Source organism: Limibacterium fermenti (assembly GCF_041902845.1).
Taxonomy (GTDB): Bacteria; Bacteroidota; Bacteroidia; order Bacteroidales; family Dysgonomonadaceae; genus Limibacterium; species Limibacterium fermenti.
In genome coordinates, this window is the sequence record NZ_CP159486.1 from 2,941,481 (window position 1) to 2,954,352 (window position 12,872).

8 protein-coding genes are annotated in these 12,872 nt (G+C 42.6%); 5 read left to right on the forward strand and 3 right to left on the reverse strand.

Features of this window, described 5'->3' with window-relative positions; all coding sequences use genetic code 11:
• The first annotated feature begins 244 nt into the window (after window positions 1-244).
• The 5 genes from ABNK31_RS12785 (at window position 245) to ABNK31_RS12805 (ending at window position 7,254) form a co-directional block, all read left to right on the forward strand.
• Entirely contained in the window at window positions 245-1,609 is a 1,365-nt protein-coding gene (locus ABNK31_RS12785) for an IS110 family transposase (protein ID WP_418892890.1), read from the forward strand.
• A gap of 686 nt (window positions 1,610-2,295) precedes the next feature.
• Window positions 2,296-3,756, forward strand: coding sequence for an Ig-like domain-containing protein (locus ABNK31_RS12790; RefSeq protein WP_418892891.1), 1,461 nt, complete (start codon window positions 2,296-2,298; stop codon window positions 3,754-3,756).
• Between the two features lie 44 nt (window positions 3,757-3,800).
• The gene (locus tag ABNK31_RS12795) at window positions 3,801-5,780 is read left to right on the forward strand and encodes a PL29 family lyase N-terminal domain-containing protein (protein WP_418892892.1); all 1,980 of its coding nucleotides are present in this window, start codon (window positions 3,801-3,803) and stop codon (window positions 5,778-5,780) included.
• 68 nt (window positions 5,781-5,848) lie between these two features.
• Window positions 5,849-6,628: a hypothetical protein gene (locus tag ABNK31_RS12800; RefSeq protein WP_418892893.1), complete on the forward strand. Its 780-nt coding sequence runs from the start codon at window positions 5,849-5,851 to the stop codon at window positions 6,626-6,628.
• Window positions 6,613-7,254, forward strand: a complete 642-nt coding sequence (locus ABNK31_RS12805; protein ID WP_418892894.1) for a hypothetical protein — start codon at window positions 6,613-6,615, stop codon at window positions 7,252-7,254. The genes ABNK31_RS12800 and ABNK31_RS12805 overlap by 16 nt, the downstream gene beginning before the upstream one ends.
• Before the next feature lie 198 nt (window positions 7,255-7,452).
• Here the strand turns inward: ABNK31_RS12805 and ABNK31_RS12810 are convergent, their stop codons facing one another.
• The 3 genes from ABNK31_RS12810 to nifJ all read right to left on the reverse strand — a co-directional run bounded on the left by ABNK31_RS12810 (window position 7,453) and on the right by nifJ (window position 12,772).
• Window positions 7,453-8,724: a type II toxin-antitoxin system HipA family toxin gene (locus ABNK31_RS12810; RefSeq protein WP_418892895.1), complete on the reverse strand. Its 1,272-nt coding sequence runs from the start codon at window positions 8,722-8,724 to the stop codon at window positions 7,453-7,455.
• Between the two features lie 3 nt (window positions 8,725-8,727).
• A complete protein-coding gene (locus ABNK31_RS12815; RefSeq protein ID WP_418892896.1) occupies window positions 8,728-9,048 on the reverse strand; it encodes a helix-turn-helix domain-containing protein in 321 nt (106 codons plus the stop codon).
• A 139-nt stretch (window positions 9,049-9,187) separates the two neighbouring features.
• Window positions 9,188-12,772, reverse strand: a complete 3,585-nt coding sequence (nifJ, locus tag ABNK31_RS12820; protein ID WP_418892897.1) for a pyruvate:ferredoxin (flavodoxin) oxidoreductase — start codon at window positions 12,770-12,772, stop codon at window positions 9,188-9,190.
• Window positions 12,773-12,872 lie beyond the last annotated feature (100 nt).

Below are 12,872 nucleotides of genomic sequence, written 5' to 3' on the forward strand. Positions count from 1 at the left end.
AATACTTTTTTTGTTGATGAAATACAAAGTTAGGATTTTCTCTGAAAATGAGAAATAATTAATAACTTGCGAAGCCCCATCAAGCAAGTAAACCACAAGTTATCTTGGATACGACTCCAATGCAAAGTACGGTTCCGGTTTGCTTGTAATGAAATACTTGGTTCCTATGAGACCTTATAGAAGATTATCATTGTTTAAAGCATCCGGGCTTGATGAGGCTTTTATTTATTCACAAGTTAAAACTATGGCAAAGAAAGCGAAAAAAATCAAGACAAACAAGGGATTGAAATTGGAAATCGTGAATCCCAATTCGGCGGGTATCGATGTTTCTTCCACCGAAATGCAAGTATGTGTCCCGGAAGACCGGGATGGAGAAAACAACCGCCGCTTCGGCACGTTTACGCAAGATTTACACCTTATATCGGATTGGCTTAAAGCCTGTGGCATTGAAACCGTCGCCATGGAATCCACGGGGGTGTATTGGGTCCAACTCTACATGATACTGGAATCGGAGGGATTCGATGTGTTGCTGGTCAACGCCAAGGCCATCAAAAATATCAGTGAAAAGAAGACCGACCGGGTAGATGCCGAAACCATCATGGTCTTGCATAGTTACGGGCTTCTGAGAGCCAGTTTCCAACCCCAGAACCATGCCCGGCGCATCCGCAATGTATCGCGCCACCGTGACGGGTTGTTGAAAGCTTCTTCGCGGGAAGTGCTCCACATGCAAAAGGCCATGGAATTGATGAACATCAAATTGGGCAATGTCATCAGCGATATTTTGGGAAAATCGGGACAGGAGATTATTCGCGCCATTCTGGCCGGGGAACGCGATGCCCGAAAACTATCGGCTTTGGCCGATCCCCGATGCAAATCTCCCAAAGAAACCATCGCCAAATCCCTGCAGGCCAATTGGGACGAAGACCTGCTGTTCATGCTCAAACAAAGCTATGAACTGTATGTATATTACCAAAACCTGATGAAGGATTGTGACAAGCAGATAGAGGGCATCCTGCAGGAGTATCTCAAAGACGTTAAGCCCGAAGAAACTTCCAAGCCGGAGCAAAGGGCGAAAAAAGCAAAAGCTCAAAAGAATGCCGTCACGATAGATATCGAAAAGCACGCGATCCGATTATGGGGTGTCAACGCGATGCGCATACCGGGTGTCAGTGAAGCGGCCCTGTTGCGGTTGGCCGGTGAGCTGGGACACGATTTTACCGATAAGTTTGACTCATACAAACAGTTTTGTTGTTGGTGTAACCTCACACCCAACAACAAAATATCGGGAGGAAAACTCCAGTCCAGCAAAATTCCAAAGCGCAAGAATCCTGTTGGACAAATCCTGCGTTCTTCGGCAAACTCCCTGAAAACAAGTAAAACGCCCTTAGGATATTACTTCCGGCGTATACAGGCAAAAAGCGGTTACTTGCCGGCTATTATCGCTACTGCGAACAAATTGGGAAGAATACTCTATACAATGGTTAAATACAAGGTCGAGTTTGATGACTCTTTTACCCAAACCAGCGAAACCGAGATACTTAGAAGAAAATTGATTAAGACCCAAAGAACCCTCGAAAAACTTCAAAATCAAATCAAAGAATGCGGATGAGATGGTTTGTTATATAGAAGATAAAATCAAATTACCATACGCCCAAGAACTTTCGACGAATAAATTTACCCTTTCGAATGTTCCGTTTGTCCCGTCTTACATACGATCTTATCTTTTTGATCGTTCACCGGGGGCGTTCGTACGTTCATGTACTATTTCGCACCATCGATTCATGACATCATACCGTTCATTTACCATTTCATATCGTCAGTCCATGACATGTTGGCGGAGATACATAAGAACAGCCTTTCCCTTTATACCATTCTCCCTGAGATAGAGGCTTACTTCATCCTATTTCAGTCTATTAAGGCAATCATCAATTGCAAAAATTCCGATAAATAATTACCGATGAAAAAATATACCGGAAAAGATATTACATTACAAGAAAAGTTAATACCTTTGCTGGCGTAACGTAAAATCGTTATGTATGTTGATTTAAAATAAAGCGTTTTAGATATTATCCCCCGTTGAAATCTGGACAATTTCAAGACAAATGGGATGATAGCAACAAAATGCTCCACGTCATATATGGCGTGGGGCTGTTGCTTATCTATTTGTCAGGGCGTCCAGATCCTCAACAGAGATAAGACTAACAGTTCCCACGCCTCTTTTATTATAATCATGCTGACCTTGAGGAACGGCGAGGCTTTAATCAATGGAAATTGATAAAATTATATTGAAGTATTATGAAAAGGTATTTTTTAGCTGTTCTTTTTGCAGGATTGCTGGTATGGAGTTGTGAAAAAAAAGACGATCCTGTAGTCACAAGTATTTCGATACCGAATGAAATCACCATGGATATCGGTAGTTCAAAAAAGGTTGAAGTAAAACACGTACCGGCCGATTTACCCGCGCCTGCTTATGAATGGCAGACCTCGGATGCGGAGATTTTTACTGTGGATAATAAGGGAAACATTCAGGCATTGAAAGTAGGAGAAGCGACATTGGCGGTAAAAGCGCCGGCATTGAATTTATCGGCATCGGCAAAAATCAAAGTCGTACCTATTCATGCTACGGGAATTACTTTATCGCATAAGGATGTTGTTATGGAAATGACGGATCAGATTAAGATTCAGGCTACACTGGCACCGGAAAACGCAACTAATAAGAAAGTTATTTGGAGTAGCGGAGATGAAAAAATCGCTCAAGTCGATCAAAACGGAACGGTGACGGGCATGATGACTGGAAAAACCGTGATAACAGCAAAAACAGAAGATGGAGATTTTACCGCACAATGCAATGTCACGGTGAATTTAAAAGGAATTAAGTTGTCAATGAACGATATCGAATTAGCTTTTCCTGATGCCGCGGAAGTCATTCATGTATTGTATTCGACGAACAATGAAGCGTATCTCGAAGCAATCTGGAGTAGTTCCAATCCTTCGGTTGCGACGGTTACAGGGGATGGAAAAGGAACCAATAGCGCCCTAATTAAAGCAGTCGCCGAAGGCGAGGCGGTTATAACGGCAACTTCCGCCGACGGATCAAAAACAGCGACTTGCACAGTAAAGGTGGTTAAAGTAAAAGTTCAACAAGTTAGTCTTAATTACTCATCTGTATCCTTACTTCCCGATGAAACGAAACAATTGTCGGCAATTATATCTCCCACAAATGCTTATAATAAAGGATTAACATGGGAAAGTTCCAATTCTTCCGTTGCGACCGTAACACAGGAAGGATTGTTAAAAGCTCATCAACTCGGTTCTGCGACAATGACGGTAAAATCAGATGATGGCGGCGCTTCTACCACATGTTCCGTGCTAGTGCAAGATATAACGTCATTCATTTCATTATCATTTCGAGGCAGCGGTGGTGTTATTATTAATGGTTTTGTAACCGGAGATTTGTATTCTGAAATCACAAATAACAGCAGTCAGGCTATAGAGTTAACTTCATTATATATCTACGATGGGTATAGCGGTAAGTTGGTAGGATATTCAACCGACCCTTCAAAGTTAGGAAATCTTACTGCCGGCAGTTCTACTAATTTGGGAATGAAGTTTAATTCCGTATATTATCCTATCTTCAAATGGAAGTTTAAATGGAATAATCAAGAATATGAGGTGCAACATCAATATTCATCGAGTTTGAGATCAACTTCCTTAAAAGGCAAAAAATTGAACTTGATAGATGGAATAGGCAAATAGATGGGAGATATGGAAACACAGTTCAAATTTATCAATATAATTATATGAGAAAAACAATTATTTACATGGCGGCAGCAATTGGACTGCTGCTATGTTTTTCATCTTGTAAAGATGATTCCGGCTTGCAGTCGCAAGTCGATGAATTGGACAAGAGGGTGAAATCGTTGGAAACGCTCTGCGCGCAGATGAATAGCAACATTTCTGCCTTGCAGGCGACGTTAACTGCTCTGCAAAACAATGATTATATAACGGGCCTGTCGGAAGTGAAAGAAGGAAACACTGTCATTGGGTACACGCTTACTTTTGCAAAAAACGGTGCAGTAACAATCTATCATGGCAAGGAAGGGAAAACTCCCTTAATCGGGCTAACGGTCGCAAATGATGATAAGTATTATTGGACGTTGAACGGAGACTGGCTTTTGGACAGCAAGGGCGCTAAAATAAAAGCGCAAGGAATAGACGGTGAAAATGGAACGACTCCACAACTAAAAATTGAAAATGATTACTGGTATATCTCCACCGATAGCGGAAATACTTGGATGCAATTGAACAAAGCGACCGGCGAAAAAGGGGAAAAAGGAGATTCCTTCTTTGAAAGCGTAACGCAAGATGAGGCGAATGTCTATCTGAAACTCATTGATGGTACACTGATTACCCTGCCGAAAGAAAAGCTTTTAAGTATTTCTTTCGCCGAACCGGCCGACATATCCATTACGGCAGGCGCTTCCAAAACACTCGATTATTCCATTACCGGAGCAACGGGCAAGACTGTTGTGAAAGCGCTCGGCCAAAACGGATGGTCTGCAAAAGTAACTCCGAAGACAAACGCTACCGGGACGATCACCGTAACGGCTCCCGATCCGTTGATAGAAGATGAAATTCTGGTGTGGGTATATGACGGCGAAACTAAAACGATCATGAGTAGCCTAAACTTTATAAAAGGAACCATTAGCGTGGCTTCCAATGCCTATTCCCTGTCCGAGAATGCCGGTACGCAAGAGGTTGCGGTAAATACCGACATCGATTATACGGTGTCTATCCCTGCCGAAGCGCAATCATGGCTGTCATTATCGAATACCCGTTCGGCAATGCGTACCGAAACACTGACCTTTTATATTGCGAAAAATCCCGGGCTTACCCGTTATGCGACCGTCTCTATAAAGAACAATAGCGGAAAGACCTTGCAGACGATCGCTTTCGAACAAGCAGGAGGTACGATCGTACTAAATGTTGCTACTCCAGGCACACTATCCTCCTTGCTCACCTCTCAACAAAAACAAAATCTGCAGACTTTAACGGTATTGGGAACATTGAACAATTACGACTTTCTCTTTCTTTCCGAGATGGCTTCGCTGGAGACACTGGATATGTCGGCGATTAGCAATACGGAACTACCCGCTGGACTATTTAAAGACAATAAAAGAATAAGGGAAGTCAAACTGCCTGATAAACTAACAAGCATTCCCGATAATTTATTCCGCGAATCCTCAATTCAAAAATGTGTAATACCCGATGGAGTTACTACTATTGGAGAGTTTGCTTTTTATTATTCGAATTTATCAAGGGAATTGAAGTTGCCTGTATCGTTAGTCACTATAAGTAATTTTGCTTTTTCTCTTTGTTATTCGTTAACTGGAATTTTAAAATTACCGGAAAGGCTAAAAACGATAGGATATTCAGCCTTTCAAAATTGCGAAGGATTTTCAGGCAAATTGATTATCCCCAACTCTGTCACCTCTATTGACAATAGTGCTTTTAGTGAATGCTCCGGATTTACAGGAGATCTTATAATACCGAAAAATGTCACATCAATTGGCAACGGTGCTTTTAATGAATGTACTGGTATCGAGAAGATATATAGTAAAAATTCCATACCCATTTATTTTAATTATTCAAATAGCATATTTCCTAATAGTAAATATCTGGGGGTTCCAAAAGGATCAAAAGAAGCCTATCAAGAAGTCCCGATTTGGAGAGATTTTATTATTATTGAAGAAGTCGATTTCGATGCTTTAGGTTTATAATTGTATGCAATAGAAAACTTCTCCCAAACAGACTTATCCTTTGCAATTAATTTAAAAACTGATTAATTATGATTCAAGCACTGCTAAAAAATAAATTAAAAGATTCTTTTACCGACCCACACTTCACTCCTTCAGAAGATAGTTTGACCTCGTCGATTATCGGCATGTTGCAGTATTTACCGGATACCGTATTTTGGCAACTGCTTCGAAGCAGTTGCGGCAAGCAGTCTAAAATACCAAAAGAAATTGGTGAAATAAAATCGATCCAATTTTGGGAGAAAATGACTCCGGATGGTAAACAAAATTCACGCTATGTAGAGCCTGATGTGTGGATAGAGGCGGAGAAATTCGATGTGATAATCGAGGCTAAAAAAAGAGACTGTCGGGGACAGTGTGTTGATCAATGGAAAAAGGAGATTCTATCATTTTCCAGTGAAGTCAACAATATTAATAAAACACTTATATTTATAGCTTTAGGAGGTAATATTCTTTTGCAAGATTGTACCTTATCAATTGGAAGAAAACAATATAATGTCTATACATCCAGTTGGTACAACCTATTGCATGAGATTAGCAATTATGCCGAAGACTTGACACTAAAAAGTCAGCCAGAAGGCACCAAGGCCATAACAAGATTATTGAATGATATTATAAGTGTGTTTAGCAAACACGGATATGTTGATGTAAAATGGTTATCGGATTTGCAACCTATCCACTTAAATAATAGAAGTGAAGAAGCCATTGCTTCCTTACTTGAGTTTGATAATAAACGTATTTTGCAGGATTTTTACAACTCCAAAAAACAAATAACAACTAATAATATATTTAAAATATGGAAACTAAAATAGAAGAATTCAACAATGCTTTATGTGATGTAAGAAAAGCATATCGATTAATTTATTCCTATCAGTCCAGAATGCTTGATCTGGCATATTTTATCAAATCTAAACTAGACTTTCCTTCTTTTCTGGGATTTAAACACTATTCGGAGCCCATCGTTCAAAAACGTAATGGGGAGCTAAGAATATGGAATAATATGTGGGCATGGGATTTCCTTTATTCCTATATGTTTGAATACGATTTTGAAAACGTCCTTATGGAAAATGGGGAAGAATACGGATTAAGCATTATCCAATATTCAGATACTGGTTTTTTCGAGAGCAACGGAATTGATAGGCTAGACATTGATTCATTTGCAAAAGAGGACGAATCCGGCAGCAAATTATTGTTTATTCTTGAAGTTAAGCCCAAGAAAAAAGAATGGATTTGGAATATCGAAGAGTTGATATATAATAAAGAATATGCCACAATGCAACATACCCGCTCAGTGCTAAATTCGGAAAAAGGGAATATACAGATTCTTTATTCTTTCCCTTTAGATCGTTTTTTGAACGAACAAACATCTATTGATGCTTTAGAAGAGTTTATAAATTTCTGTCACGAAAATAATATAATGGAACTTTCTATTATATAGGATAGGCATCTATTTCGGGAACTTTCCTCTTCTTTCTACCAAAAGATAAGAATTGAATTTGGTGGATGCCGCTCAACCAGTCGGCATCCGCTTGTTATTTCTTGCGCTATATGAATATATTCATGACAATTTCCCAAGAATACCATAATCGAAAGAATTCGTTCTACTTCGGGTTCATTTACATATTAACGTGAGTTCTTAAATCCGTTTAAAGTTTTCAGACCTTTCCTCAATAATCGTACTCAATATTTGCATTTCCCGCTGTGAAACACCAATTTTAGTTGCTACAGCCCGCCAATCTTTCACCACGGCAACAACTCCTGAAATGATTTGTTCAGCCACCTCACGACTCAACATATATTGCTCGCAAGCATCAAGTAGGATAGTTAAGTCGGCTTTGTTGGTAGCGGAAGATATCAGCAAGCTTTGATATTCACTCAAGGTTGGATTCATATCGTAGGCAGGAGAAAGGGTCCAACCTTTGGCTGTCAGGAGGAATGCGTGATTACGGAAATGATCATCGCTATTGCCGATGCAGATATTGAATGCTACACGGCGATACAGTTCTTGAAGATTTCCTTCGACATTCGTGCAGCTTTGCAAAATAAAATCAACGATATCCAAATAACCATGGCCGGTAGTTGCATTGTCGCCATCGTTCAGTCCCAATAAGGTCATGGAGGATGCAAAGTGTATACGCCGGCCATCTTCCGTTCGATCGAAACGACGAGAAAGGAGCGTATGATATTTATCATTCGTTGAGATAACTTTGGTAGTTGCAGCATTGATCCCGGCTTTTATAGCAAGCAAGTGACTTAAATGCTCCCATAGTCCTGTATCGTGATCATCTTTACGGGATGGGAATTTGGCAATATACAATACCTTATCCAAATCTATCACGCTTGCCTTGGGACGCGATCCCCCCAACGACGAGCCGGGTTGAACGAGTTGGACAATCCATTTCTTATCGGGTAGTAAATTTTCCTCTTCGCTCTTCTCCACCTCTTGACTAGCCGCTATCAATTCTCGAATATCAGTCAATGGCGGAATGCTGAGAGTATCGCTTACATTCATGTAGTCGCCATCGATGCTTTCTTTAAAACGAAAGCCTCCCATTCGGGAATAATCGTCAATGCCTGTCAGATAGTCGAATGACGATAACCGACGAACGGGGCGTTTCTCCTCTCCTGCCAAGATTTGCTCTCTGCGATTGAGCAATGTGCGTCCCCAACGGTCGGGAAAGGCATCGGAAAAGCAACCGAAAATATCCTTATCCGGCTGAGTATATTGCTGTCCGGGATAGCTGTTCAAGTCATCACTTAAAACTATACTGCCACGTCTTTTCAGCCACTCATCGTTGAACTTAAACCCATAGCTATCCGAACCGCGAAGTGATTCGTAACTAAGCTCTCCGATAAGCTCAACCGCTTTCAGCCATTCAAAATCAGCGTAAACAAACAACTTTTTCATCGCTTATTCTTTTTTAGATGCGCGTTCTCTATTTTTCAAATTCAAATCCTGCAACGCTTTACCCAATGCATCTTCTTTGGCAAGCCACAGAATATCATCCTCCAATTGCAAAGCATAGAGCACGCGCAAGTAAATACCGATAGCCACCGTGGGAGCGCCTTTTTCGATACGTGATACCGTTAAAGGCGAACAGGTCGCACGTTCCGCCACCTGCGACACACTTAAGTTCCTACGAAGCCGGGCCAACTTAATTTGCTCTCCTACGACTTGCATCTTCTGTTCTAATTTACGGGGTAATTTTGTACCTTTTGTATTCTTTGCCATACGACTAACCTATCATATAATATGCGAAGATAGCCCTTTTTCTTTATTATATGATATCTTGACAAGATAAAAATATCAGGTTAAAAAAAGCGATCAACCCGAAGGCTGATCGCTACGAATATACTCATTCAGTAAAAGTTTACTTTTCTACATCGGCTGTTTCCGTCACCACATCATTGTCTACGGGAGGCATCGAGTAGTCGACATTCGCCATGCGCTGATAAGAGCGATAGCGCCATTGTGCATTTTCTTTCGCCGCCTTAAAGAGCTCATCGGCTTCTTTCGGAAACGATTTTGTCAACGCCGTATAGCGCACTTCTCCATGCAGGAATTCGTCGAACTTGGTCCAATCAGGCTCTTTACTATCGAGGCTGAACGGGTTCTTACCTTCGTCTTCCAACTGAGGATTGTAACGCCACAAGTGCCAATAACCGCATTCCACCGCTCTCTTCTCTTCATGTTGAGCGCTACCCATACCCTTTTTCAATCCGTGACTGATACAAGGCGAGTAAGCGATAATAAGCGACGGCCCGTGATAGGCTTCGGCTTCTTTCAACACTTTGAGATAATGAGCCTGATTAGCGCCCATGGCTACCTGAGCCACATACACATACCCGTAGGTGGTCGCAATCATTCCGAGATCTTTCTTACGGATACGTTTTCCGGAAGCGGCAAACTTAGCCACCGCAGCAATAGGTGTTGCTTTGGAAGATTGCCCGCCGGTATTGGAATACACCTCGGTATCCATTACCAACACATTAATATCCTGACCGGTTGCCAGTACATGATCGAGCCCGCCAAAGCCGATATCATAGGCCCATCCGTCACCTCCGAATACCCAAATAGACTTCTTCGTCAGATATTTTTCGAGAGAAAGAATTTCCTTAGCGAGGTCATTTTCCACCCCATTCAGCGAAGCGAGCACTTTATCGGAAGCTTCTTTCGACTTTTGCAAATCATCTTTTTGATCGATCCATTCCTGGAATAATGCTTTTTGTTCGTCGCTAAATTGGTCGGATTGTCTTGCCTGCGACATCAAATCCTTGATACGGTTGCGCATGCTGGCTTGAGCTATGACAAATCCGTAGCCGAACTCCGCATTGTCTTCAAACAAGGAGTTCGCCCATGCCGGGCCTTTTCCTTCTGCATTCTTCGTATAAGGAGTAGAAGGAGCGGAAGCGCCGTAAATAGAAGAACATCCGGTGGCATTGGCAATCATCATCCGGTCGCCATAAAGCTGGGTGATCAATTTAATATAAGGAGTTTCTCCACAACCCGAACAAGCGCCGGAGAATTCAAACAACGGTTGTGCGAACTGAGAATTCTTCACATTCAGCGATACATCCACCAGATGAGCCTTGCTGGTAACATGATCGAGCATGTAATTCCAATTGTCCTGATTTTCGTATTGCGTGGTGATCGGCACCATTTCGAGCGCTTTCTGTCCTTTCTTACCCGGGCACACATCGGCACAGTTACCGCAGCCCAAGCAGTCGAGCACATCCACTTGAATATGGAATCCCATTCCGGCGAATTGTTTTCCCTGAGCTTTCAACAGATCTACACCCTCGCCCAATCCTTGCTGTTCATTTTCGTCAAGAACAAACGGACGGATGGTCGCGTGAGGACACACATAGGCGCACTGGTTACACTGGATACAATTCTCGGCGTTCCATTCAGGAACGAAGGTAGCCACACCCCGTTTTTCGTAAGCCGAGGTACCGTGTTCCCACGTACCGTCCTCTCTGCCGGAAAAGACCGATACGGGAAGATCATATCCTCTCTGCGCATTTATCGGACGAACCAGCTTTTGGATAAATTCGGGTGCATCGTCTTGCGATTCGGCCACCGCATTCAAGGTTGCCCATTCACGGGGAATTTCGACCTCCTCCACTTCGCTACCCCTGTCGACGGCAGCATAGTTCATTTGAATAATATTCTCCCCTTTCTTACCATACGATTTCACGATGAACTTCTTCATCTGTTCCACCGCCAGTTCATAAGGAATAATATTGGATATTTTAAAGAACGCCGATTGAAGAATGGTATTCGTACGGTTACCCAACCCTATTTCGGAAGCGATGCGCGTAGCATTGATAATATATAATGTAATGTCGTTCTCGGCGAAATATTTCTTCACATGATCCGGCAAGTGCCGACCGACTTCTTCCTTGCTCCACAAAGAGTTCAGAAGGAACGTTCCCCCTTTCTTAAGGCCACGCGTCACATCATACAAATGCAGATAGGCCGGTACGTGACAAGCCACAAAGTTAGGCGTATTGACCAAATAGGTAGAACGGATAGGGTTATCACCGAAACGCATGTGCGAACAGGTGAAACCGCCCGACTTCTTCGAGTCGTAAGCGAAATAAGCCTGTACATACTTGTCGGTATTGTCGCCGATAATTTTAATGGAGTTTTTATTGGCGCCCACGGTACCATCGGAACCTAATCCGTAGAATTTAGCTTCGTAGGTTGTTTCGTCCATGGAAACTTCCGGAATATGAGGCAACGATTTAAACGTCACATCGTCGACAATCCCGATAGTGAAATCGTTCTTAGGCAAGTTCATTTTCAGGTTGTCATACACCGAAATGATTTGTCCCGGAGTCGTATCTTTCGACGATAATCCGTAAATACCTCCCACGATAAGCGGAGCATCCTCCTTGCCATAGAAACAATTTTTTACGTCGAGGTATAAAGGTTGTCCGGTAGAACCGGGTTCTTTGGTACGATCGAGCACCGCAATCCGTTTGGCCGTCTTGGGGACAACCGACAAGAAAGCTTCGGCTTTGAAAGGACGATACAAGTGAACAGCCACGACACCCACCTTTTCGCCATGGGCATTCTTATAATCCACTACTTCGCGGATAGTTTCGGTTACCGCACCCATCGCAATGATGACCCTGTCGGCTTCGGGATCGCCGTAATAATCGAACAATCCGTATTTACGTCCCGTGACAGCGGCCAATTTTTCGAGATATTTCTCGACCACCCCGGGAATCGCTTCATAAAACGGATTCGCCGCTTCACGAGCCTGGAAATAAATATCGTCGTTCTGAGCCGTGCCTCTGGTTACCGGGGCATCGGGAGTCAGAGCCCTATCCCTGAAAGCTTTCAATGCATCCTGGTTTAAAAGAGGAGCAAGATCTTCGTTGGTAAGCGCTTCGATTTTCTGTATTTCATGAGAAGTACGGAATCCATCGAAGAAATGAAGGAAAGGAACACGGCTTTCGATGGCAGCCAAATGAGCCACAGCAGCCAAATCCATTACCTCTTGTACCGAGCCGGTCGCGAAAAGGGCGAAGCCGGTAGGGCGAGCAGCCATCACGTCTTGTTGATCACCGAAGATCGACAACGCCTGGCTTGCGATTGCGCGAGCGGCCACGTGAAATACTCCGGGCAATAATTCACCCGCAATTTTATACATATTCGGAAGCATCAGCAACAAGCCTTGCGATGCGGTGAAAGTCGATGTAAGCGCACCGGCCTGCAACGAACCATGCAAGGCTCCCGCAGCTCCTGCTTCCGATTGCATTTCCTGTACCAATACGGGCTGCCCGAAAAGATTTTTCCTTCCGGCAGCGGCCCATTCATCTACGTATTCAGCCATTGTAGACGAGGGTGTAATGGGATAAATAACAGCCACTTCACTAAACATATAGGCTATGTGGGCAGCTGCCTGATTACCATCACAGGTTAAATAAATTTTCTCTTTTGCCATAATTGTATGATACTTGTTATTATTACTTTTACCTTTGATATTCCTGATTGAAATAGGATGTAATGTGGTCATTACGAATCGGGATACGAAATTACTACAA